This is a genomic window from Parabacteroides massiliensis, from assembly GCF_900155425.1.
Taxonomy (GTDB): Bacteria; Bacteroidota; Bacteroidia; order Bacteroidales; family Tannerellaceae; genus Parabacteroides; species Parabacteroides massiliensis.
Window position 1 is genome coordinate 138,858 of the sequence record NZ_LT700191.1, and the last position, 24,068, is coordinate 162,925.

Annotated in this window: 18 protein-coding genes; 10 read left to right on the forward strand and 8 right to left on the reverse strand. The window is 47.1% G+C overall.

The features are described 5' to 3' along the window. Nucleotides 1–7: 7 nt before the first annotated feature. Entirely contained in the window at nt 8–1,285 is a 1,278-nt protein-coding gene (locus tag BQ9893_RS11625) for an O-acetylhomoserine aminocarboxypropyltransferase/cysteine synthase family protein (RefSeq protein WP_075966198.1), read from the forward strand. 136 nt (nt 1,286–1,421) lie between these two features. On the opposite strand, the gene BQ9893_RS11630 is transcribed toward BQ9893_RS11625, so the two are convergent. Together BQ9893_RS11630 and BQ9893_RS11635 are read right to left on the reverse strand one after the other, a co-directional pair. Then, nucleotides 1,422–2,576, reverse strand: a complete 1,155-nt coding sequence (locus BQ9893_RS11630) for a glycosyltransferase family protein (RefSeq protein ID WP_075966199.1) — start codon at nt 2,574–2,576, stop codon at nt 1,422–1,424. A 250-nt stretch (nt 2,577–2,826) separates the two neighbouring features. Next, on the reverse strand, nt 2,827–4,983 hold the full coding sequence (locus tag BQ9893_RS11635; protein ID WP_075966200.1) for an elongation factor G: 2,157 nt from the start codon (nt 4,981–4,983) through the stop codon (nt 2,827–2,829). Between the two features lie 215 nt (nt 4,984–5,198). Between BQ9893_RS11635 and hemW the strand changes: the two genes are divergently transcribed. The 3 genes from hemW (at nt 5,199) to BQ9893_RS21730 (ending at nt 7,240) form a co-directional block, all read left to right on the forward strand. After that, nucleotides 5,199–6,326 carry a radical SAM family heme chaperone HemW gene (gene hemW / locus BQ9893_RS11640; protein ID WP_075966201.1) on the forward strand — a complete coding sequence of 376 codons (1,128 nt, stop codon included), beginning with the start codon at nt 5,199–5,201 and terminating at the stop codon, nt 6,324–6,326. Between the two features lie 175 nt (nt 6,327–6,501). Further along, nucleotides 6,502–7,077, forward strand: a complete 576-nt coding sequence (locus BQ9893_RS11650; protein WP_008154394.1) for an ATPase — start codon at nt 6,502–6,504, stop codon at nt 7,075–7,077. Next, a complete protein-coding gene (locus BQ9893_RS21730; protein ID WP_005637232.1) occupies nt 7,070–7,240 on the forward strand; it encodes a hypothetical protein in 171 nt (56 codons plus the stop codon). Before BQ9893_RS11650 ends, BQ9893_RS21730 begins: the two co-directional genes overlap by 8 nt. 104 nt (nt 7,241–7,344) lie before the next feature. On the opposite strand, the gene BQ9893_RS11655 is transcribed toward BQ9893_RS21730, so the two are convergent. Further along, the gene (locus BQ9893_RS11655) at nt 7,345–7,704 is read right to left on the reverse strand and encodes a hypothetical protein (RefSeq protein WP_075966202.1); all 360 of its coding nucleotides are present in this window, start codon (nt 7,702–7,704) and stop codon (nt 7,345–7,347) included. A gap of 464 nt (nt 7,705–8,168) precedes the next feature. Then, complete coding sequence (locus BQ9893_RS11660; protein ID WP_075966203.1) at nt 8,169–9,305, reverse strand: aldose epimerase family protein; 1,137 nt, start codon at nt 9,303–9,305, stop codon at nt 8,169–8,171. 136 nt (nt 9,306–9,441) lie between these two features. Here BQ9893_RS11660 and BQ9893_RS11665 point away from each other — a divergent pair, with 136 nt between their 5' ends. The 6 genes from BQ9893_RS11665 (at nt 9,442) to meaB (ending at nt 19,480) form a co-directional block, all read left to right on the forward strand. Then, entirely contained in the window at nt 9,442–10,236 is a 795-nt protein-coding gene (locus tag BQ9893_RS11665) for a thymidylate synthase (RefSeq protein ID WP_075966204.1), read from the forward strand. A gap of 89 nt (nt 10,237–10,325) precedes the next feature. After that, nucleotides 10,326–10,823 carry a dihydrofolate reductase gene (locus tag BQ9893_RS11670; RefSeq protein ID WP_075966205.1) on the forward strand — a complete coding sequence of 166 codons (498 nt, stop codon included), beginning with the start codon at nt 10,326–10,328 and terminating at the stop codon, nt 10,821–10,823. 147 nt (nt 10,824–10,970) lie between these two features. Then, nucleotides 10,971–16,664 (forward strand): alpha-2-macroglobulin family protein, encoded by a 5,694-nt coding sequence (locus BQ9893_RS11675; RefSeq protein WP_075967346.1) that lies wholly within the window; start codon nt 10,971–10,973, stop codon nt 16,662–16,664. Nucleotides 16,665–16,762: 98 nt separating this feature from the next. After that, nucleotides 16,763–17,143 (forward strand): DUF1573 domain-containing protein, encoded by a 381-nt coding sequence (locus BQ9893_RS11680; protein WP_075966206.1) that lies wholly within the window; start codon nt 16,763–16,765, stop codon nt 17,141–17,143. Between the two features lie 15 nt (nt 17,144–17,158). Further along, nucleotides 17,159–18,274 (forward strand): DUF1573 domain-containing protein, encoded by a 1,116-nt coding sequence (locus BQ9893_RS11685; RefSeq protein WP_075966207.1) that lies wholly within the window; start codon nt 17,159–17,161, stop codon nt 18,272–18,274. Nucleotides 18,275–18,379: 105 nt separating this feature from the next. Next, nucleotides 18,380–19,480 carry a methylmalonyl Co-A mutase-associated GTPase MeaB gene (gene meaB, locus BQ9893_RS11690; protein WP_075966208.1) on the forward strand — a complete coding sequence of 367 codons (1,101 nt, stop codon included), beginning with the start codon at nt 18,380–18,382 and terminating at the stop codon, nt 19,478–19,480. 725 nt (nt 19,481–20,205) lie between these two features. On the opposite strand, the gene pfkA is transcribed toward meaB, so the two are convergent. The 4 genes from pfkA to porQ form a co-directional block, all read right to left on the reverse strand. After that, nucleotides 20,206–21,186: a 6-phosphofructokinase gene (gene pfkA, locus BQ9893_RS11695; RefSeq protein ID WP_075966209.1), complete on the reverse strand. Its 981-nt coding sequence runs from the start codon at nt 21,184–21,186 to the stop codon at nt 20,206–20,208. A 96-nt stretch (nt 21,187–21,282) separates the two neighbouring features. Then, a complete protein-coding gene (locus tag BQ9893_RS11700; protein ID WP_075966210.1) occupies nt 21,283–22,155 on the reverse strand; it encodes a 4-hydroxy-3-methylbut-2-enyl diphosphate reductase in 873 nt (290 codons plus the stop codon). A gap of 2 nt (nt 22,156–22,157) precedes the next feature. Beyond that, the gene (cmk, locus tag BQ9893_RS11705) at nt 22,158–22,850 is read right to left on the reverse strand and encodes a (d)CMP kinase (protein WP_075966211.1); all 693 of its coding nucleotides are present in this window, start codon (nt 22,848–22,850) and stop codon (nt 22,158–22,160) included. A gap of 140 nt (nt 22,851–22,990) precedes the next feature. After that, entirely contained in the window at nt 22,991–23,983 is a 993-nt protein-coding gene (porQ, locus tag BQ9893_RS11710; protein ID WP_075966212.1) for a type IX secretion system protein PorQ, read from the reverse strand. Between the last annotated feature and the right edge of the window lie 85 nt (nt 23,984–24,068).

Consider the following 24,068-nt stretch of genomic DNA (forward strand, 5'->3'; position numbering starts at 1 on the left):
TATCATAATGAACAACGTATTAAAGCCGGAAACCCTCTGTGTGCAGGGAGGATGGCAACCGAAAAAAGGAGAACCGCGCGTCCTGCCTATCTATCAGAGCACAACATTCAAGTATGACACCAGCGAACAGATGGCCAAACTCTTCGACCTCGAAGAAAGCGGATATTTCTACACCCGCTTGCAAAACCCGACAAACGATGCTGTCGCAGCCAAGATCGCTGCTTTGGAAGGTGGCGTAGGCGCCATATTGACTTCCTCCGGGCAGGCTGCCAATTTCTATGCCGTATTCAACATCTGCCAAGCCGGCGACCATATGGTTTGCTCGTCCACGATCTACGGTGGGACGTTCAACCTGTTTGGCGTGACAATGAAAAAGTTGGGTATCGAAGTGACATTCGTCGATCCTGACGCTCCGGAAGAAGAAATATCGGCCGCTTTCCGTCCGAACACAAAAGCTTTGTTTGGCGAAACCTTGTCCAATCCGGGCATGAGCGTACTCGATATCGAGAAGTTCGCCCGTATCGCCCACAGTCATGGCGTGCCTCTGATCGTGGATAACACATTTGCGACACCGATCAACTGCCGCCCGTTCGAATGGGGAGCCGATATCGTAACTCATTCGACAACCAAATATATGGACGGCCATGCGACAAGCGTAGGCGGTGCAGTCGTAGACAGCGGTAACTTCGATTGGGATGCGCATGCCGACAAATTTCCCGGCTTGACCACCCCGGACGAATCGTATCATGGCCTGACCTATACCAAGGCTTTCGGCAAGATGGCTTATACAACAAAGGCTACGGCACAGTTGATGCGCGACCTGGGCTCTATCCAGGCTCCGATGAACGCCTTCCTGTTGAATTTAGGACTTGAAACTCTGCATCTGCGTATGCCTCAACATTGCAAGAATGCCCAACGGATTGCCGAATGGCTCGAAGCAAACGAACAGGTTGCCTGGGTGAACTTCCCCGGCTTAAAGAGTAACAAATATCACGAACTGGCCAAAAAATATATGCCGAACGGGACTTGCGGCGTAATTGCTTTCGGGCTGAAAGGCTCCCGTGAAGATGCGATCCGCTTTATGGATAACCTGAAGATGATCTGCATCGTGACTCACGTAGCAGACGCCCGTACCTGTGTCCTCCACCCAGCCAGCCATACACACCGCCAGTTGACGGACGAGCAGCTGATCGAAGCAGGCGTAGCTCCCGACCTGATCCGCTTGTCTGTCGGTATCGAAAATGCAGACGACATCATTGCAGATATCGAGCAGGCGTTGAAATAGTATATAAGAACATTTGAACCTTTAAATGATGATCTATCGGTGAATTAACAGACAAGACTGCGCATTGTCTGTTTGCTCACCGATAGATTTTTTTTCATGTTTCAAATCTGCCCAATCATGAATCAATAAACCACCATCAAATCGATAACGATTTTCCAAACCGGTATATCCAACGGGTAGACAAGCGATGCCATAGGGAAGCTGGTGTTTCCTCCATCAATAAGTCAGGGCGGAACTCACGCAGGATTAACCAATCCGCCTGCTTCACCCAATGAGAAAAAGCAAGATCCGGCTGATGCGTTTGCGACAGTTGCAACAAAGCATCCAGATCGAACCGATCCGCAATAACACCGGCCCCGGCATGAACGGCATCAAAAGCATTGCAAGCTTGTTCGATATGCGTCGGAACCATCAGAACAGGCTTACCCAAATACATCGCTTCACAAACAGACTCGAACCCGGCAGTCGTGGCATACGCCCTCGCTCCTGCCATATAACGGACAAACAGTGTATCATTCAATTGATGGAAAGAAAGACGGGAATCAACTTTCACTTCAGGAAGCACCTCTTTTTTATCCCAAAAGATATGCAGTTCGACACTCGGATGTACCTTATGCCAGGAACATATCTCTTCACCGAATCCACTATTCAATAAATAGCCATGCAGATAATTCCCTTTTGTCGGTGTCATTTCTAAAACCTCCTTACGCAAAAGAGGAGGAACCACCACGATCCCGTCGGCCGGAATCTCCCGCATCTTACGGAAAGATAACGCCAACTTCTTAGCAGCTCCGATAGCCGTAATGCGGGTAAAGAACTTCAAGGAAGCAAGCGACAGACGATTTTCTTTCGGAAAAGTAAAGTCCGGATGCAGGAATAAATACTGGTGCGCAATGCAGACCATGACAGCTTTCGGCCGGCAAAACAGGTAAGTAAGTCCGGTCAACAGCTCATAAAAGTTTATGACCACATCTGCTCCTGTATCCTTTATCATCCGGTTGATATACCGGATACTCGACATATATTTGTGCAACCGGAAAACATTATAAGCTACGCTTTTGACCAGGTTGACCTGTTTATTTTGGGCGGAAGGCAGGAAGTTGGGACTTTCAAACGGATAGACAGGCGCTTCGATCTTCTTGCTAAAGAAATCTGGAAGACGGCGGGCAGGACTTTTGCCAACCAAGACGCCAACCACCTGATGGCCTTCGTCCGTCAGCTTCTGACGGAGAGAAAGTGCCTGAGTCAGATGTCCCCGGCCTTCACCCTGTATGATAAACAATATTTTCATATCACTTCGGCATAGTGTAAACAGGAAGGTAGCATTTCATCCGCTGTGTCCTGGAATGTTCAGAACCCAGGTGAATGTCCGACAGGACAATGGTTGGATAATACTTTCTCATTCTCAGTTTCATGTTGTTTCTATTAACACGATACAAAAAAACGTACTTCATATTACAGCATTGCAACAGCCATATGAAAAAACAATGAAGGCCACTCCTTCACAGGGGCAGCCTTCATCCAATTTATAGAAATCCAAATCAATCTTCTGCCTGAGTTGCCTCGTAAGCTTTTAACAGCTTTTCCTGGACATCCGACGGAACCAGTTCATAGCTGGAGAACTTCATGGTAAATGAAGCACGTCCACCCGTGATGGAACTCAAAGATGTCGAGTACGAAGACATCTCTTTCAAAGGCACTTTAGCCAACAGCTTTTCGTAGCCTTTTTCACTATTCATACCCATTATGATGGCACGACGTCCTTGCAGGTCGCTCATCACGTCGCCCAGATAATCAGCCGGAACCGACACTTCTACATCATAAACAGGTTCCAGGATCTTAGGACCGGCTTCTTTAAAGGCGGTACTGAAAGCATTACGGCCTGCCAGCATGAAAGAGATTTCATTACTGTCCACCGGGTGCATCTTTCCGTCATAGACGATGATGCGCACGTCACGGGCATACGAACCTGTCAACGGTCCCTGCTCCATACGAGCCATAATACCTTTCAGGATAGCCGGAAGGAAACGGGCATCGATAGCTCCGCCAACGATACTGTTTATAAATACCAACTTTCCTCCCCAATCCAAATCTATAGTCTGTGTATCACGTACGCTGATTTTGTATTCTTGTCCGCCAAAACGATAGGTGTCAGGTGCCGGCATACCCTCGTAATACGGTTCGACAATCAGATGAACTTCACCGAACTGGCCTGCGCCACCCGACTGTTTCTTATGACGGTAGTCTGCACGGGCGGCTTTCGTGATCGTTTCACGATACGGGATCTTCGGTTCGTAGAACTCGATCGGCAATTTATCATTGTTCTCGATTCTCCATTTCAATGTGCGAAGATGGAATTCTCCCTGGCCGGAAACAATCGTCTGTTTTAATTCTTTGGACTGTTCGATCACCCATGTCGGATCTTCTTCGCGCATACGCATCAAGATTTCCATCATCTTTTCAGCGTCTGCTTCATTAACCGGTTTCACGGCACGGCGATATTTCGGATCCGGATATTTGATAAAATCGAAACGATAATCGCATCCCTTACCATTCAAAGTGTTGCCACGGCGAACATCTTTCAGCTTAACGGTTGCGCCGATATCTCCGGCAACCATTTCGGTCACTGGGTTACGGGTTTGCCCGGCGACAGAGAACAACTGTGCGACACGTTCCTTCGAACCACGGTCGGCATTCAGCAAATCGTCGCCTTCTTTTACTTTACCTGATATCACTTTAAAATAGGAAACCTGGCCGATATGCGGTTCCACAGTCGTCTTGAAGAAGAACAGGCTGGTCGGTCCGTTCGAATCGGGAGTGACTTCCACTCCATCGGTTGTAACAGGGCGCGGCATCTTGTCCGTACAAGGAACTACGTTACCAAGGAATTCAAGCGTACGGCGAACGCACATGTCTCGACCTGCACATACGCAGAATACCGGGAACATCCCCCGGATAACGAGACCGGCACGAATACCGGCACGCATATCGTCTTCGCTCAACGTACCTTCTTCAAAGAATTTCTCCATCAGCATATCGTCGTGTTCGGCAGCCGATTCGACCAATGCCTTGTGAAGTTCCATCGCCTTGTCCATTTCTTCCGCCGGAATTTCCAGCACTTCGGGAACACCGCCTTCGGGTTTCCAACGATACATCTTCATCTTCAACACATCGACAACCGCATTGAAAGACGAACCTGTAGAAACAGGATACTGGATAGGAACAATCTTTCCACCCCATTGTTCACGCAGCTGGGCGATTGTCCCTTCATAATCTGCCTTATCGTTATCCAGTTGGTTTACAACAAAGATAACCGGCTTATGGAATTGTTCTGTATACCGGAACTGATTGATTGTGCCGACTTCCACGCCATACTGGGCGTTCAATACCATCAGTGCCGTATCTGTCACATTCAGAGCGGAAACTGCACCTCCGATAAAGTCGTCTGAACCCGGACAATCAATGAAATTCAGCTTTCTGTCCTGCCATTCTACACTGAAAACGGTCGAGAATACCGAGTAACCATACTCCTTCTCAACCGGGAAATAATCGCTCACAGTGTTTCCGGATTCCACACTTCCGCGACGTTTTATAACTCCACCCTCGTAAAGCATCGCTTCAGCGAGAGTGGTTTTCCCAGAGCCCGAACTTCCCAAGATAGAGATGTTCTTGATTTCGTTTGTTTGGTATACTTTCATGATATCAAGGTATTAATTTGTGTTTAACAATAAAGATTGCCCCGCAAACCCTTTTTATTCACGGGACCGCAAAATAAAGATTGTAAAGGAGAAAAACAATTTCAGACCCAGTGTTTGAGAACTATGTTATTTAACAGTTCAAAGATAAAGGGCGGATAGAAAGACAGATAGAGACAAAATGTTGCTATCTTTGTTCCGCTAAAAAGCAGAGCAGAGTGGCAGGTCTATATATCCATATTCCTTTTTGCGCCAAACGGTGCCTGTATTGCGACTTCTTTTCCAACACGGATATGAAGTTTAAAGAGCCGTATGTCAATGCGGTTATCCGGGAGATGGAATTACGCCGGGAATATATAGGAGGAGAACCTCTTGACACCATTTATTTCGGAGGCGGAACCCCCTCTCAACTCCGACAGGCAGACTTCAAGCGGATATTCGAGGCAGCAGACCGTCTGTTCGGCACAAGCGCATGCAAAGAAATCACGTTGGAGGCCAATCCCGACGATATGACGCCGGAATATGTTGCCTCTCTCCGTAACCTGCCTTTCAACCGGGTCAGTATGGGCGTACAAAGTTTCAAAGAAAAAGACCTCCGTTTCCTGAACCGGCGCCATGACCGCGGACAGGCCTTGCGTGCAGTCGGGCTTTGTAAAGAGAACGGCATCCAAAACATCAGCATCGACCTGATATACGGATTGCCCGGACAGACATTGGAGGAATGGCAAGAAAATCTGGATGACGCGATCCGCCTGGAAATACCCCATATCTCCGCCTACCATCTAATATATGAAGAAGGGACAACCTTGTATAAGTTGAAGGAAGCAGGGAAAGTGACTCCCGTAGAAGAAGATCTGAGCGTCACCCTTTTCTCCACCTTGATCAACAGGCTGACCGAAGCCGGATATCTCCATTACGAGATTTCCAATTTTGCCCGTCCCGGTTACTTTTCCCGCCACAACAGTTCCTACTGGACGGGCAAGAAATATATCGGCATCGGACCTTCCGCCCATTCCTACAATGGAGAAAGCCGGCAATGGAACATTTCTTCCCTTCCCCGCTATTTACAAGGAATCAAGGCCGGCATCCCCGATATAGAAATAGAAGACTTGGACATCAACACAAAATACAACGAATTTATTATCACCGGACTACGCACTATGTGGGGAATCCGGACAGCTGATATCCGGGAGCAATTCGGAGAAGAGAAGCAAGCCTATCTCGAGCGGCAGGCAGCCACCTATTTACGCCAGGGGTTGCTTGTCCGTGAAAACGACACCTTAACTCTCTCTAAAAAAGGCATTTTCATCTCAGACGGCATAATGAGTGACCTTTTATGGGTATAAAAGTCTGTTACAGACATTTGACAAAGCCATTAAATTACACCAAACCGCCTGTTTTCACAACGAACCAAGGGGTAAACCGTACATTTTCTGCACATTTTTACTATTTTTGAGAATAAAATCGACCAACATATAAAACTATTATCTATATTTGCCCCCAATAAAAGACAGATAAGTAGTGCCATATCTATACATAATATCGGGATGCAACGGAGCAGGAAAGACAACAGCTTCCTTCACAATTCTTCCAGAGATGTTGAAGTGTAAGGAGTTTGTTAATTCCGACGAGATTGCCAAGGGGCTTTCCCCTTTTAATTCTGATAGTATCGCGGTAGCCGTTGAAGCAAGTCGTATTATGTATAAACGCATTAAAGAACTAATCGCTTCGGGCGAAACGTTCGCAATGGAAACTACACTGGCCACCCGTTCAGGCGCAAACCTGATCAGGGAAGCACAAAGGGAAGGATATTATGTAACATTGTTATATTTTTGGTTGAACACACCGGATTTGGCAGTGGAACGAGTTAAAATGAGAGTGGCCGCCGGAGGACATAACATTCCGGAGAGTACTATCCGCCGTCGCTACGAAGCGGGTATTCACAATCTTTTTGAACTATATATCCCCATTTGTGATTATTGGATGATTGCAGACAACTCTATGTCGCCGATGGAAGTAATCGCCAAAGGCTTCAGGAGTGATAAAAAAGAGATATATAATTCGGATATTTATACAAAACTTGAGCATCATGAGTGAACAAGAGGTTAGAGAATTTGAAGAGAATATAGTTAAAGGTGCCAATATCGCTTTCCAGCGATTAGTAAACCAGAAAAAGAAAGAAGACGGTGAATTAGTTTTCTCACGCAACGGATATATCTTCCGTGTAAAAGCTGCTGATTTAGAAAAAGGAATGTTTTAACTATTATATTGGATATACAAAAAAGGCTGGTGAATCAGGTTCATCAGCCTTTTTTGTATCCGCCCGCAAACATGTCGACATAAGGTGCTTTCTGCTGGTCTCCTTTATTCCGTCCTGCTGATCGTCAATATCTCGGAAAACGAGATCGGCCATTCGATTGCATTCATCAATGTTTCAAAGGTTATCTTTAAATTAAAAGACACAGGAGTATATCCGGAATAAAGATCACACACAGTCAAAGCGAGCAACATCTTTTTGTTGTAATGCATTTCCTTCAAAGTAACCAGGCTGGACAATACCGAAACGGAACGTGCCCGTTCAAAGTCAGAATCGGTAATATTCATTTTCCCTCTCAACGATTGATAATGGCGACAGCTCTCTATATCGGCACTTGTACCCATAGCTTCCACTATATCCAATAATACGCAACAGATTGCAATTTTCTCCGACTCTCCTGAATTCATATGCAAATTATGGTGCCGCCCTGCTCCCCAATGTTTGGCATCTATATAATTAAAAAGCGTGGGAACTGTTAATTTACTATTTGAAACTGAGGTATCGCCAAACACCCATCGGACAAATAATAAACAACAGCCCACGCTCTATTCTATATACACGAGTATATATAACAAGCGTGAGCGTCCAGTTGTCTATTATCTTTGTCCGACTTGAAAGTTGGCGATTTTCAGTTCCAAAGATAATATCTTAAACGCTTAACGTTATCCATCAACAAAACTGCCTAAAAGTCAAAGCTTTGACAATTCTACGTTAAGTGCAAAGATAGGGAAAAACAGCGAACCATATTGTTTACAAAGAAACATTAACAGATATAAATCAAAGATTTTTGACAACAAAAAGGGCGGCCTTTTACAGCCGCCCTTCCAACCATTCCGATTACCGGAAGGTTTTCCTAAAAATAATACGTATCTTACTTTTCAACCGTGAATTTATAAATACATTCGCTGAAATACTTTTCGCCCGGACGCAACACCACGCTTGGGAAATTCGGCTGGTTGGGAGAATCAGGATAATGTTGTGTTTCCAGACACAAAGCACCACGATGCGGATAGATCACGCCTAACTTCCCTTTATCACCATCTTTAGACATGGCATTTCCGGCATAGAACTGGATACCCGGTTCATTTGTATAAACTTCAAGCCCGATACCGCTTTTTGCAGAAACTGCTTTTGCTGCCAGAACATTGATGTCGCAATTATTATTCAACACCCAGTTATGATCGTAACCTTTACCTCTTACCAGCTGATCGAACGGATCATCGATATGTGCGCCAACTGCAACTGCCGTACGCAAGTCCATCGGAGTTCCTTCTACCGGATCAAGCGTACCGGTCGGGATCAATGTTTCGTCAACCGGGACATAGGTATCTGCCGCAATCATAATCGAATGATCCAGAATCTGAGAACCCGGAACACCTGACAGGTTGAAATAGCTATGGTTCGTCAGGTTCACAACAGTCGGCTTGTCTGTCGTAGCTTCGTATTTGATATCGACAGCATTGTCATTCGTCAACGTATATGTAACCTTCAGGTTCAGGTTTCCGGGGAAACCGGCTTCACCGTCTTTGGAGAGATATGTCAGTTCCACACTCTGGCCGTCTACCTGTTTGGCATCCCAAACAACCGTATGGTAACCATTCGGCCCACCATGCAGGCAATGCCCGTTGTTATTCTGCGGGAGTTGGTATTCAACACCGTCCAGCGAGAATTTACCATTAGCGATACGGTTCCCGTAACGACCGATCAACCCGCCGTAGTTATTGTTTGGATTGTCCACATACTGTTGGATATTATCGTATCCCAAGACAACATCCGTCATTTTGCCATCCTTGTCAGGAACCATAACCGACACCAAGCGTCCGCCCCAGTTTGTCACACATGCTTCCGCTCCATTCTGGTTCTTCAACACGTATAATGCAGTCGGTTTTCCCTGTACTTCTGATACGAAATTAGATTTCATCAGTCCAGAAAGAGTGGCTTCCTCTTTTTTCTCCGTACATGACAACAAAACACACATTGCCATGACAGCCATACATAGTCTCTTCATTTTCGATACTAATAAATTAATGTTTGTTAGATATGCAGCAAATATACACTATTATTATCAAAAACAAACGATGCTGTAGAATAATGTTGTTTAATACAAATCACTTTCGTACTTTTGTCTATCATAATAGAGAAATATGAAACAATATTTAGATTTACTCAATCGTGTCCTCCACGAAGGAGTTAAAAAAGAAGATCGGACAGGAACCGGTACATACAGTGTATTCGGGCATCAGATGCGCTTCAATCTTGAAGACGGTTTTCCTCTGCTCACGACAAAGAAACTGCATTTGAAATCCATTATATACGAATTACTTTGGTTCCTTCAGGGCGATACAAATGTAAAATACCTACAGGAACATGGAGTAAGAATCTGGAACGAATGGGCCGATCCGGATGGGAACTTAGGACATATCTATGGTTTCCAATGGCGTTCATGGCCGGACTATAAAGGCGGAAGCATCGATCAGATCAGTGAGGCGGTAGAGACTATCAAGCATAACCCGGATTCACGCCGCATCATTGTCAGCGCCTGGAATGTCGGAGACCTGGACAACATGAATCTGCCTCCCTGCCATGCTTTCTTCCAGTTCTATGTAGCCGATGGACGGCTGAGCCTGCAAATGTACCAGCGCAGTGCCGATATTTTCTTAGGCGTGCCTTTCAACATCGCCTCGTACGCCCTGTTATTACAGATGATGGCACAGGTAACCGGGCTGAAAGCCGGAGATTTTGTCCATACGCTTGGTGATGCACATATCTATACGAACCATCTTGAACAGGTGAAGTTGCAACTGACACGTGACCCACGGCCTCTTCCCCGGATGGAAATCAACCCGGACGTAAAAGACATATTCGGATTCCGGTACGAGGATTTCAACCTGACGGGTTATGATCCCCATCCTCACATCAAAGGTGAGGTTGCCGTATAAGAATTTATGATTTATGAACTGCATGTAGCCAGACTTCACAAATCACAAATTTGAAATTATAAACCAGGAATTATAAATTATAAATCACTATGAGTACAATTTCAATCATTGCTGCCGTTTCCGACAACAATGCGATCGGAAAGAATCTGGGCCTGCTTTGGCACATGCCGGCAGACATGAAGCGTTTCAAAGACCTGACAACAGGCCATGCCGTAATAATGGGACGTAAAACATTCGAATCCCTACCGAAAGGCGGATTGCCCAACCGCAAAAATATCGTGCTGACCACCATGCCGGAAGCCGGTTTCGTCAATTGCTTTGCTTGCGAATCCATGCATGACGCACTGGATATCTGCGAAAAGGAAGAAAACATCTTCATCATCGGTGGCTCTCTGGTTTACAGGCAAGGATTAGGGATTGCCGATAAGATGTATCTGACCCGTATTCACGAAGAATTTCCGGATGCAGACGCGTTTTTCCCGGTTGTCAACTGGGATCTGTGGGAAGAAGTGGAACGTCAGGATTTTCCCGCCGATGAGAAAAATCCGTATCCCTACACATTCCTGACTTACGTTCGTAAAAAATAAAATTACGCCTAATTAACGGCTATTTTACAACTTTTTGCTCTTTCTTTGTATCTATATAAAAAACAGGTTTGGATTTATAATTTATGATGTATGATTTATCAGCCATACTTCATAAATCATAAATCTGAAATCATAAATCTGAAAGATATGAAGATAAGAGCAATTATTGTTTTAGCCCTGATCGCATGCGGAATAGTATCCACTATATTCTACGTAAAAGCAAATCAGGCCTCCACCAACGAAAAGGCTATAACAGAAGCCATCCAAACGAAAAACACTCCGGCATTGATCCAGGCACTTATCACCCGGATGAAAAAACAACTGGAGAAAGATACCGACACATTTCCCGAACTGATCAAGGAAGTGGAAACATATGCCGGTACGTGTTCCGACTCGGCATCCGTTGCCGTACTCCACTCCATGATTGCGGAGATGTATAAAAACTATTATATGCAAAACCGTTGGAACGTCAACCAGCGGACCGAACTGGCAGGCTATGTGCCCGATGATATCCGGGAATGGACCTCCAACCTTTTCCAAGACAAGATCAAAGAAGAGCTGACTCTTTCTCTTCAACCGGCACACCTGTTGCAACAAACACCGGTCAGCCAATATAACCTGATCCTGAAGAAAGGGAAAGACATGCCTCAACTCCGCCCTACCCTGTATGATTTCCTTGCTTTCCGGGCGATCGACATACAGCCGTCGGATAAATGGTATGAAGATTTGATCGATTTCCGCCGTACACAACCGGAAAAGAAAGCTTTGTTGCTGGACGAGTTGGACTACTGGCAATATAAATACGACATCCAGTCTACAAACACCAACGACTACAGAAACACGTTGGACAGTTTGTATAATGTATACGGCAAAGAGCCGTTTGCCGCCGAAATACGGATTGCCGAAATGAATCTTCTCCAACGGGAACGTTATCAAGGCAACAAGGCCCACCAAGACTCCGTCCAGGCGCTCATTTATTCGCTTTGCAAAGAAAGTATCGCGCAATATCCCAAATACGACCGCATAAACATCTTCAAGAACCAGTTGAACGAAATGGAAACGCCGGTCCTGAATATCCAATCCGACAACAATGTGTATCCCGGCAAAGACCTTACGCTGCAACTCAAGTATGTCAACACGCCCCAACTGATCGTACGCATCTACAAAAGCCTTCGCCAGCCGGAAGATGCCTGGCGCAATTTGTATAAGGGCAGTAACAGCAAACGGGGAGAACTGGTAAAAGAAATCACATTCGATATGCATCTTCCGAACTCCTACACCGAAGCCGATTCAACCCTGGCCATTCCGATGGACAAGTTAGGGTTGTACGAATATGAGATCACGGTTCCCGGCAAACAACTGACAGTTGCCAACCGTTTCAGCGTCAGCCGCCTGGCAGCCCTTACCCGGAGTCAGACAAACCATTCGGAAGTGCTTGTCACCGACCTGGAAAGCGGCAAGCCGATCGAAGGCGCAACCGTAATCTATTACAAAACCAATATGATGGACGGAACCGTCCAACGTCAAGGAGAAGTCAAAACAGACCGGTTGGGGATCGCCGTCCATCCTGCCCAAAAGAAGATCGAACATATACGTCCGGTGTTTCGCGAAGACACCTCCTCCATTATCACGAATGTATATCCATACGGCATTTCCCGCTCCGGCCTGGAAAAGGAGACAGTCGATTTGTCGCTCTTCACGGACCGGGGCATCTACCGGCCGGGGCAAAACATATTCTTCAAAGGTATCGCTTATGTGAAAGACACGGACAACCCGCATGTAGTGGCCGGACGCACCTATACCGTCACCTTGTGGGCTGCCAACTACAAGGAAGTGGCCAGCAAAGAATTCAAGACCGACCGGTTCGGCTCTTTCAACGGAGAGTTCACCATCCCGGCACAGACTTTGAGCGGGAATTTCACGCTTGTTACAGAAAGGTCTCGTACGAATATCCGGGTAGAAGAATACAAACGCCCGACTTTCAAAGTCAGTTTCCTGCCGCTCAAGGAAGAAGTGTCCTTCGGCCATCCGGTAAAACTGACAGGCGAAGCACAGACTTTCTCCGGTATAAACTTACAGGAAGGCGAAATAAACTGGACGATCACCCGTCGCCCGTTCTGGGCACGTTTCTATATGCCGAACCCGTTCGACTTTACATACAAGCAAGTGGCCAACGGAACGGCCAAAGTTGACGGTAAAGGTAATTTCACGATCTCCTTCGTACCCGAACGACCGGAAACGGAAGGTCTGCGCCCCATCTATCAGAGCTACGAAGTAACGGCAACCCTGACCGACAGCAAAGGAGAGACACAAGAAGCAAGCTACACTTTCTCCGTCGGCGACACAGGTATCCTGCTGGATATCCAAATGCCCGGACAGGAAATGGAGAGCGATTCCGCCAAAGCGGTGATAACGGCTTATACCGTGAACAGGCAGAAAACATCTGCGAAAGGAAGTTACACGATTTATTCCCTGTCGGACGAAAAGCAGGGAAAAGAGATGTTCGGTGCAGACCAGTATAAGGTCAATAAGCAGATGACTACAGGATCCTTCATTACGGGAGATGAAATATCGCCTGTCGCATTCCGCGAGTTGCCGGCAGGGCGTTATCGCCTGGAAGTAAAATCGGCCGACTCTCACGGGAAAGAAGTTTCCGCCCATCAAGATTTCATCCTGTACAGCCGTCAGGATAAGCGCCCTCCCGTATTTATGCATACCTGGCTGATCAAGGAGCACACGACCTGTACACCGGGAGAAGAGGCCGCGTTCATATTCGGAACATCCGACAAGGACACACATATATTATATGAAATTTATACGGCAGACAAGAAATGCACGGAGCGTAAACTGATCCGGTTAAGCGATGAAAACCGGACTTTCCGCATTCCGTTTAAAGAGACGGACGGGGATGGATTCACCGTATCCTTCACGTTTGTCAAAGACGGTAAGATGTATGTGACACAAGTCCCGGTCTACCGTCGCCAACCAGACAGAAGATTGACAATTCTGGCTGAGACATTCCGCGACCACCTGCTGCCGGGAAGTAAGGAAAACTGGAAATTCAGGATTACGGATGCGGATTCGGCAACCGTCTCTGCCGAAGTTTTGGCAAGCATGTACGATGCTTCATTGGATAAGTTATTGCCTTTCAACTGGTCTTTCTCTCCTCAGAGATCCATATTCCTGTACGCTCCGCGTTTCTCGGAAGGAACTGCATTCACAAACAGCAGCCGGTACGAAACAGGAAACAGAAAAGGTTTGAACGTCCCGCAGTACCAATACGACTGCCTCGACTGGCAGGATGTGTTGTCGTTAGGATACCGTTACGGACGCAGTAACCGCGCGTATCTAACCGGAGCCGTCATGAAATCGGCAGCAGCCCCGGCAGTAGCCGAAGCCTTCAACGTCATAGAAGACAGTGCACCCCTGGAAGAATCGGCCGTACGGATGGGACAAGGCGTCGCCGATATCATCGCAGAAGAAGAGGTTAAATCGGACGGTCCGGGCATCTACAGAAGAGAACTGCAAGAGCCGATCCAACTCCGTGAAAACTTCGCCGAAACCGCTTTCTTCTATCCGGCATTAGTGACCGACGAAGCCGGTGACGTAGTGTTCAGCTTCACGATGCCCGAAAGCAACACGACCTGGAAACTGCAACTGTTGGCACAGACGGAAGACCTGAAATACGGTTACCTGTCACGCGAAATCATCACCAATAAGCCGTTGATGGTCACTCCCAACCTGCCGCGTTTCCTACGCCAAGGCGATGAAGTGACCCTTACGGCACAGGTCAGCAACCAGTCGTCTGCCACTATGGACGGACGCGCCAGCCTGGAACTGTTCGATCCGGACAACAACCAGCCGGTGATCTGCCTGACCAAATCGCAGAAACCTTTCACCTTGGGAGCAGACAGCACAACGACAGTCAGCTGGTCATTCAAGGTTCCGGCCTTCGCGGGCGGTGTTATCGGTTGCCGCATCATGGCCGATTCCGAGAAGGGAAGCGATGGCGAGCAACATTTGATTCCCGTCCTGTCGAACGAGATATTGATAACGGAAAGCACCCCGTTCTACCTGTTCGACAAGAATGAGGAAGTGATCCGGTTGAAAAACGACAAAGGTATCAAACCGTTCCGCACGACACTGGAACTGACCGCCAACCCTGTCTGGTACGCCGTGCAGGCATTGCCGACCCTCACCCAACCGGAAAACGACAACGTCATTTCCTGGTTTGCCTCTTATTACAGCAACACGTTGGCAAGCCACATCGCCAACACCCACCCCCGCATCCAGCAGGTCATCAACCAATGGAAAGCACAAGGTGGAAACGCCGCCACGCTCTATTCCAACCTGGAAAAGAATGCAGAGCTGAAAAACATCCTCCTGCAAGAAACACCCTGGGTCTTGGAAGCCGACAACGAGACGGAACAGAAACAACGCCTCTCCCTCCTGTTCGACATGAACCGGGCTGCCGGACAACGGGAAACTGCCCTGCGCCATCTTCTTGACTTGCAAATGCCGGATGGAGGCTGGGGTTGGTTCAAAGGCATGTACCCGAGCCGGGAAATCACGCTCTATATCTTGAAAGGAATGAGCCGGCTGACAGAACTGAATGCAGTCGAATATAACCAGCAGGAAAAAGAGATGCAGATGAAAGCGCTCAATTTCGCAGACAAGCAAATCCAGTCCGATTACGAATCACTTCAAAAGATCAAGAACTGGCAGAAGAATGAAATTTCTCCATTGGAAATCGAATACCTGTTTGTCCGCAGCAATTACCGCGACATTCCGGAGCCCGGTTCGGCTCGTGAGGCGATCCGTTACTATACGACCTTGGCGGAAAAACAGTGGAGCAAACAATCCATCTACGGGAAAGGAGAAATAGCCTGGCTCATGTGGCGGAATGGAAAGAAAGAAGTGGCCGGAGACATCCTTGCCTGGTTGCGTAGGACGGCTACCACTTCCGCAGACAAAGGCATGTACTGGGCGAACAACCGGAGGGGGACAAATTCCTTTGCTTCTCCGATCGACACCCATTGCCTGCTGATGGCTTTCTTCAATGAAGCCGCGCCCGACAAACTGGAAACGGACCGCATGAAACAATGGCTGCTCAGCCAAAAGCAGACGCAGAACTGGGAATCCGTCCCGGCAACAGTCAACGCCATCTATGCTTTGCTGCTGACAGGCAGCGATTGGTTGGACACAAACAACACGTGTACAGCCACGTGGGGCAAGCAAACATATAGTACGGCAAACGGCGAATCGGGCACCGGCTACCTGAAAGTGACAGTTCCGGATGAGAGAGCAACCACTTCCGAAGGAAACGCCATTTCCATCCGGAAGGAAGGCCCGGCGCCAGCATGGGGAGCTGTCTACGAGCAATATTTCCAGAACATCAACGAGGTGAAAAAACAGAAAGGAGTCTTGAACGTAGAAAAGAAATTGTTCGTAGAAACGAATAACGGGAGCGGGCAGCAACTTCGTCCGGTCAGTCCAGCCGAGCCACTCCGCGTCGGCGACAAAGTGGTCGTCCGCCTCGTGGTCCGTACCGATCGCGAAATGGATTATGTTTACCTGAAAGACCTCCGCGCCGGATGTTTTGAACCGGCTAACCAACTTTCCGGTTCTCTCTACAGGGACGGAGTCTGGTATTACCAGTCACCGACGGATGTTTCGGAGAATTTCTTCTTTGACCGCCTGCCCCAAGGGACTTTTGTTCTGGAATATGCCGTATACGTGTCACGCACCGGTGAATATGCAGGAGGAATCAGTACGATCCAATGCCTCTATGCACCCGAATTCGTCTCACATACGGAAGGGGGCATTGTCAAGGTAGATTGAAGCATGCACTACTAATCCCATTTTCATGGGATGGTAGTGACATTTTGCTAATTTATAATTATCTTTGCATTCTAAACATAGCTAAATAAAAAGAGAAAATGAAACAGATTATTTTTATTTTTATGGCAATCCTGCTGGCAACAGGAATGGCTTCAGCTCAAAACAAAGCTGTAATCTCGGCTGATGAGACCTCTTTTGACTTCGGTACGATCAAGGAAGCAAACGGCAATGTATCGCACGTTTTTAAAATAAAAAATACAGGTGACGCCCCGTTGGTCCTGACCCGTGTCATCGCTTCTTGCGGCTGTACGACACCGGAATGGACAAAAGAACCGATAGCACCGGGAAAGACAGGCGATATCAAAATCACCTACAACCCGAAAGACAGAATTGCACCGTTTACCAAGACTATCTCCGTCTATAGTAACGGTAAAACCGGTAGCTTCATCCTTACAATCCGAGGAGAAGTCGTGCAATAATCTAAAACAGAGAAAATGTCTATCAGAAATAAAACAATCCTTATTCTTGCCGGTATACTGTTTGCCATAAGCAGCATATCGGCACAGAACAACGCCCAAATCAGCGCTGACGAGTTGATCTATAACTTCGGCACGATAGGTGAATCGGATGGATTGGCCAGTCACATATTTACGATCAAAAACACAGGTAACGGCCCGCTTGTCATCACAAGGATTACAGCATCCTGCGGTTGCACGCAACCCGAATGGAGCAAAGAGCCGATCGCTCCGGGAAAGACCGGAGAAGTAAAAGTAACTTACAACCCGAAAGGACGTCCCGGTCCTTTCTACAAGACCATAGCCATCTACAGTAATGGTAAAAAAGGCAGCTTTTCCATAGGAATCAAAGGAAACGTAACTCCCAAAGAGGCTCAACCCATATTGGTCTATCCTTACAGCATCGGCGACCTGAAGCTGCAAACCAAGAATATCCTCTACAGCACAGTCCGCCCGGAAGAGACATTGGGAGAAAAAATCAACATAATCAATGAAGGAAAGACCTCTTTGAACATCCATTTAGGAAAGATACCCCATTTCCTGAACATCGTAGCCAATCCGACAAAACTGGCTCCGGGTGAAACAGGCGAAATATCCATCCTCATAAACGCGAAAGAAGCAAAACGGAAAGGACGTGTGACAGCCGAAATCCCGCTGACCGTCGAAAGTATCGGCCAGAAGAAGGGAACGGAAAGCCACCTATACGTTGCTGCCAACATCATAGACGATTTCAGTAAACTGACCGCATCGGAAAAAGCGAAAGCTCCGGTAGCACAGTTGTCAGGAACATTGCTCGACTTCGGTAAATTACCAGACAAAGGCAGTTTCATCCCACTGGTCGGCGGCCGGGTGAGCGGTGTGATCGAGATTACCAACTCCGGAAAATCGCCACTTGTCATCTACAGTGCGACTTGCGACGACGAACGTGTCGCCGTTTCCGGTGGCAAAAGAGAAATCAAACCGGGTACGACTGCCACTTTCAAAGTGACGATCCGCCCGAAAGAGATAAAAACAAAACTGGAAACCCTCGTCAATTTCGTATGCAACGACCCGAACGGTCCGGTACGGCTTGTGAAGGTGACAGCGGAAAAGTGAGAAAATCTGAGATTTATGATTTATAATTTATGACAACAAACAGTATAAATCATAATCCATAAATCATAAATCACAATCCATAAATCATAAATCATAAATCTTATCATGGAACATCCCGAAAACGACGATCAGTACAAAGGATTAAAGGTGAATAAGGGAGTAGCCGATGTCCCGACCGTAAATCCTTATCTGAAGAGAAGGATTCAACGCAAAGAATATACGCCGGCCGAATTCGTGGAAGGCATCCTGAAAGGGAACATCACGATCCTCAGCCAGGCCGTGACACTGGTGGAAAGTTCCAAATACGAACACCAGCAAGTGGCACAAGAGATTATTGAAAAATGCCTGCCACATGCGGGAAAGTCAGTTCGCATCGGTATCACCGGAGTGCCGGGAGCCGGTAAAAGCACTTCGATCGATGCATTCGGTATGCATCTGATAGGCGAAGGGCGCAAGCTGGCAGTGTTGGCGATCGATCCCAGCAGCGAACGTTCGAAAGGCAGTATCCTCGGCGACAAAACCCGTATGGAAGCCCTCTCTCGTGAGAAGAATGCTTTCATCCGTCCTTCGCCATCGGCGGGTTCTTTGGGTGGAGTGGCCCGCAAGACACGCGAAACGATCGTTCTTTGCGAAGCTGCCGGATTCGACACGGTGTTCGTTGAAACAGTCGGTGTCGGACAAAGCGAGACGGCCGTCCATTCGATGGTCGATTTCTTCCTGTTGATCCAACTTGCCGGTACAGGAGACGAATTGCAAGGTATCAAACGCGGAATCATGGAGATGGCGGACGGGATCATCATCAATAAGGCAGATGGCGACAACTTGGAAAAGGCAAAATTGGCGGCAGCACAGTTCCGCAATGCCCTGCACCTGTTTCCGGCTCCCGAATCCGGCTGGTTCCCGAAAGTATTGACTTACTCCGGTTACTACAACTTAGGGATCAAAGAAATCTGGGACATGGTCGGAGAATATATGGAATTCACCAAAAAGAACGGTTACTTCAACTACAAGCGCAACGAACAGGCCAAGTATTGGATGTACGAAAGCATTAACGACACGCTCCGTGAAACATTCTATCACAACCCGGCGGTAGAAAACATGCTGGCATACACGGAGCTACAGGTTTTGAATAACGAAATCAGTTCGTTCGTAGCCGCCAAACGGATGATGGACTTGTTCTTGGAGAACCTGTCGGCTACCAAATAAAAAACAAACCGGACGCAGAAGACGCAAATTGTGCTTGTCTCTGCGTAATCTGCGTCCGGCAAATATCATCTTTCCTGCACACCGCCTTCTCTCTTCCAATCGTGGGTATATCTTGATGTCTGCGGAAACTAACTCAAAACTCCCGAAGAACTAAATCAAAGCATATAGTATATTACCGATATGTAGTAACCACCTATTGTCCATATGTAGTACTACCAATCGCCCGTATGTAGTACCACGTATTCGTGATAAGTAGTACTACATATAAATAGTATATGGTATGTTTTGAATTAGTTTACTATGACTTTTGAGTTAGTTTGTGGTATGTTCCGGATCAGTCGCCCCGTAAGAACGGGTGGGCTTCGGATAAAATAGCGAAGATAAAAAGGTGTCGGTTAAGTGTCGGACCCGGCACCTAACCGACACTGTTTAATTTATTGTTTATTAAATAAATACGACAAAAAGTGTCGGGTGCCGGATATATGAATGCTTTTCTATATATTTTTACTTACAGTAATTTCGTTTTTCTATTCCAAGCCTTAACACCTAAAGGCACAAAAAAGCCAATCAATTTATAACATATTGACTATAAATCAGTTGGCTTTTATATTATTTACTTAACATCCTTATTTATCAATAAAGCGAGTCTGCGTTAATCCGCATCTTTTGCGTGATCTGCGTCCTGTAAATATCGTCTTTTTTTTGACGCACCTCTTTGTTTTTTATCAAATAGAGGAGATACGAAGCGTATTCAACAGATCGCGATTGATCGGTTTGTCGTTCTTGATTGCCTTTGAGAAAGGAACGTAGACGATCTCATCGTTCTGAATACCCATCATCACATTACGCTGATCGTCCAGCAAAGCATCGATAGCGGCAACTCCCATGCGGGTAGCCAAAATACGATCCTGAGCCGTCGGTGAACCACCTCGCTGCAAGTGTCCCAAAATCGAAACACGCACGTCAAACTGCGGGTATTCCTTCTTTACACGTTCAGCCACGCCCATTGCGCCACCAGTCACTTCGCTTTCCGCAACAAGAACGATACTACTGTTCTTAGACTTACGGAAACCTGTTTCGATCATCTCGGCCAACTGGTCTTTTTCCATCGATATTTCCGGGATGATAGCCGCTTCAGCCCCCGAAGCAATCGCTCCGTTGAGAGCCAAAAATCCGGCATCACGCCCCATCACTTCGATAAAGAACAGACGGTCGTGAGAAGTTGCCGTATCACGGATTTTATCGACACATTCCATAATCGTATTCAAGGCCGTGTCATAGCCGATCGTGATATCCGTACCATACAGGTCATTGTCGATCGTACCGGGCAGGCCGACAATCGGATAATTGAACTCCTGCGCAAAGATACGGGCTCCCGTCAGCGTTCCGTCTCCTCCGATGGCAACCAAAGCATCGATACCATGCTCCACCAGTTTGTCGTAAGCCTGCTTACGTCCTTCCGGCGTTCTGAACTCCGCGCAACGGGCTGTCTTCAGGATAGTACCGCCACGCTGAATAATATTACTTACATTCTGAGTCTTGAAATCTTCAATTTCATCGGTTATCAAACCTTTGTATCCACGATAGATACCTTTAACGGACATTCCGTTATAAATAGCGGAACGTGTCACTGCACGAATGGCAGCGTTCATTCCGGGAGCATCACCTCCGGACGTTAAAATGCCAATACACTTAACTGCAGACATAGCGTCTTATATTTTATATGTTCGCGGCAAAAGTAATAATTATTTACCAAAAAGCTGTCTGTTTTCCAAAACTTCATCAAATCTTAACCCGAAAAGTCAACGGCTGGCATTCAACTCGCGGATACGCACAGCCACTTCCTCCATCAACCATTTCGGGGTAGAGGTGGCTCCACACACACCCACGCTGTTCACTCCTTCCGGCAACGGTTCGGAAATCTCTTTCGCTTCCGAAATAAAGACTGTGTTCGGGTTTGCCTTCCGACACTCTTCCAGAAGCATCTTGCCATTGGAACTCTTCTTCCCGGCAACGAAATACACCCAATCATGCTTGGATGCAAACGTCTTGATATTCGGCAATCGGTTGGCCACCTGCCGACAGATCGTATCGAAATACTCGAATTGCACTCCCTCCGCAATGCGCCGCCGGATCTCAGCCACGACTTCACGAAAACCATCCAACGACTTGGTCGTTTGTGAGAACAGGCAGATATTCCGGTCAAAATCCAGCCGGTCAAGGTCCTCCACCTTCTCGACAACAATAGCTGTTCCTTCCGTTTGCCCGACCAGGCCGTTCACTTCGGCATGCCCTTTCTTGCCATAGATTACAACCTGAGTATGGCTGCCACGCGTTGCCATATAACATTTATGTATCTTACGTTGCAACTGAAGCACCACCGGGCAGGTCGCATCCACGATCGTGATGTTGTTCCTCCTGGCGATCTCGTAGGTCGAAGGCGGTTCACCGTGCGCCCGAAGCAACACCTTTTCTCCTTTCAGGCGGGTAAACTCGTCGTGGTCGATGGTCCGCAAGCCTGATTCTTCCAAACGTTCCACTTCCAGGCTGTTGTGCACGATATCTCCGAGGCAATACAATGTATTCGTATTCTTCAGTTCACGCTCAGCACTCTCGATAGCCGTCACCACACCGAAGCAGAAGCCGGAACCTTTATCTATCTCGACTTCTATCATGGCTAATCCGTTGTAGCGACCTTTTTATACTGTTCCAGGAGCCAAGCCTTCTGCTCGGCAATCGTCATATGCGAGTTATCCAGCTCCAATGCATCATCGGCTTTACGGAGCGGGCCCTCGGCACGAGTCATATCGATATGGTCACGCGTTTTCACATTTTCAAGGACTTCCTCAAAAGAGGCTGCCTCGCCTTTGGCTTTCAGTTCGTCCAAACGCCGCTGGGCACGCACTTCCGGGCTGGCTGTCACGTAAATCTTCAGTTCCGCATCGGGAAAGACTACCGTGCCGATATCACGGCCATCCATCACGATTCCTTTCGCCTTCCCCATTTCCTGTTGCTTGGCAACCATCGCACGACGCACAAAACCTAAAGCCGCGATCGGGCTCACACGGTTGGCTACTTCCATCCCGCGTATTTCTTTCTCCACTTTCACGCCGTTCAGATAAGTATCGGGACGCCCGGTTTCCGGGTTAAAACGGAAAGAAATATCAATATCGCCCATAGCCTCCTGCAGCTTCCGTTCGTCGATGCCGTTGTTTGTAAAGAACCCGTGTTGCAAGCTGTACAAAGTGACAGCCCGGTACATCGCCCCCGTATCAATATAGGTATATCCTAATTCTTTTGCCAAATCTTTTGCCATCGTGCTCTTCCCGGTGGAAGAGACGCCATCTATCGCTATAATAATCTTTTTCATCACTACATATATTAATGTAAAAAGGAATGCAAATATACAACAGTTTATCGCTCCCTTCCTTATAAATTATCCTATTCATCCTTATATTTTATTGTTTTCCATATAATCCGCACAACCTGTTCGCCACCAAGCGAATTCACTTAGAAATCACTGATCGTAGTGGAAATGCTCAACATCATGGAAAGAGCAGAAGGATGATATTTGGCAACGGAAATGCCGACGTCAAACATCTTGATCCGTACGCCGGCGCCACCCGAGAAACCGGCAAGAGCGTTACCGCCCTGCAATTTCATGTCCAACGCCGTCTTGGGGTTATATCCGACACCGAGCCAGAAGTTGTCGGAAGGGACATAGTCGACTCCGATCACCAGGTGTTTCACAAAAGACTTGAAAAAATTATCACCTGCATATTCCCTGTCGTAATCGTCTACATACTCGACCTTCCACTTCGTCAGATACTGTGCAGTAAGCGATAAGCGAATTGGTGCATGAGCCATCCTCTTGGTGATCCCCATCTGGATATCCCAAGGCATTTTCTGCCGCTCATCCTCGTATGCCTTCAGCTGGGCTCCGATATTTTTAAAGGCAAAACCGAAAGAAAATTCCTTTTCCGAATCATAATAGCTCAAACCGGCATCGACAGCCATACCGATCGAGGTATAATCACCGATACTCGAATACAAAAACTTCAACGAGGCCCCGCCACGCCAACGTTCGGAAAGGTCATACGAAAAGAAACCGTTTACACTGATGTCCTTTGCCGTAAAATCGCCCGTCGGCAGGCCTTCTTCAGACATTCCCCGTATCTTTCCCTGACTGAAAAACGAGGCACCCACGCCCCAGGCTCCTTTTTCTTTATACGCTTTTGTGAAAAGAGCACTTCCGACATTGATATCCGATATGTAATTCAGGTAATTCAGATTAACCATCTGATCCATCTCAGCCCCTAACAAAGCCGGGTTATGAAAAATCAAGGAAGGGTCCCGCTCGACCAAAGACACCGTATTGCCTCCCATCGCATTGGCTCTTGTCGAAGAAGGATAGCGGAGAAAAGTATATCCGGTGTCGCCTGTTTGCGCAACAACAGCCTGTAACAGGAAGGTAAAGAAGAGTATAAATAGAATATTTCTCATATTTCTCGGGTAAAAATGCATACAAAGATAAATAAATACGGGTATATACACCCTACCTACAGAAACGGAGAAAAGCAGAAAAAGG

What these genes read in the sequence shown, in the direction of transcription:
- BQ9893_RS11670 (WP_075966205.1), top strand. Translation starts at nt 10,326, where the DNA reads ATGAGTACAATTTCAATCATTGCTGCCGTTTCCGACAACAATGCGATC.
- BQ9893_RS11625 (WP_075966198.1), top strand. Translation starts at nt 8, where the DNA reads ATGAACAACGTATTAAAGCCGGAAACCCTCTGTGTGCAGGGAGGATGG.
- BQ9893_RS11700 (WP_075966210.1), bottom strand. Translation starts at nt 22,155, where the DNA reads ATGATAGAAGTCGAGATAGATAAAGGTTCCGGCTTCTGCTTCGGTGTG.
- cmk (WP_075966211.1), bottom strand. Translation starts at nt 22,850, where the DNA reads ATGAAAAAGATTATTATAGCGATAGATGGCGTCTCTTCCACCGGGAAG.
- BQ9893_RS11675 (WP_075967346.1), top strand. Translation starts at nt 10,971, where the DNA reads ATGAAGATAAGAGCAATTATTGTTTTAGCCCTGATCGCATGCGGAATA.
- BQ9893_RS21730 (WP_005637232.1), top strand. Translation starts at nt 7,070, where the DNA reads ATGAGTGAACAAGAGGTTAGAGAATTTGAAGAGAATATAGTTAAAGGT.
- BQ9893_RS11655 (WP_075966202.1), bottom strand. Translation starts at nt 7,704, where the DNA reads ATGAATTCAGGAGAGTCGGAGAAAATTGCAATCTGTTGCGTATTATTG.
- pfkA (WP_075966209.1), bottom strand. Translation starts at nt 21,186, where the DNA reads ATGTCTGCAGTTAAGTGTATTGGCATTTTAACGTCCGGAGGTGATGCT.
- BQ9893_RS11680 (WP_075966206.1), top strand. Translation starts at nt 16,763, where the DNA reads ATGAAACAGATTATTTTTATTTTTATGGCAATCCTGCTGGCAACAGGA.
- BQ9893_RS11685 (WP_075966207.1), top strand. Translation starts at nt 17,159, where the DNA reads ATGTCTATCAGAAATAAAACAATCCTTATTCTTGCCGGTATACTGTTT.
- porQ (WP_075966212.1), bottom strand. Translation starts at nt 23,983, where the DNA reads ATGAGAAATATTCTATTTATACTCTTCTTTACCTTCCTGTTACAGGCT.
- BQ9893_RS11635 (WP_075966200.1), bottom strand. Translation starts at nt 4,983, where the DNA reads ATGAAAGTATACCAAACAAACGAAATCAAGAACATCTCTATCTTGGGA.
- BQ9893_RS11630 (WP_075966199.1), bottom strand. Translation starts at nt 2,576, where the DNA reads ATGAAAATATTGTTTATCATACAGGGTGAAGGCCGGGGACATCTGACT.
- BQ9893_RS11660 (WP_075966203.1), bottom strand. Translation starts at nt 9,305, where the DNA reads ATGAAGAGACTATGTATGGCTGTCATGGCAATGTGTGTTTTGTTGTCA.
- meaB (WP_075966208.1), top strand. Translation starts at nt 18,380, where the DNA reads ATGGAACATCCCGAAAACGACGATCAGTACAAAGGATTAAAGGTGAAT.
- BQ9893_RS11665 (WP_075966204.1), top strand. Translation starts at nt 9,442, where the DNA reads ATGAAACAATATTTAGATTTACTCAATCGTGTCCTCCACGAAGGAGTT.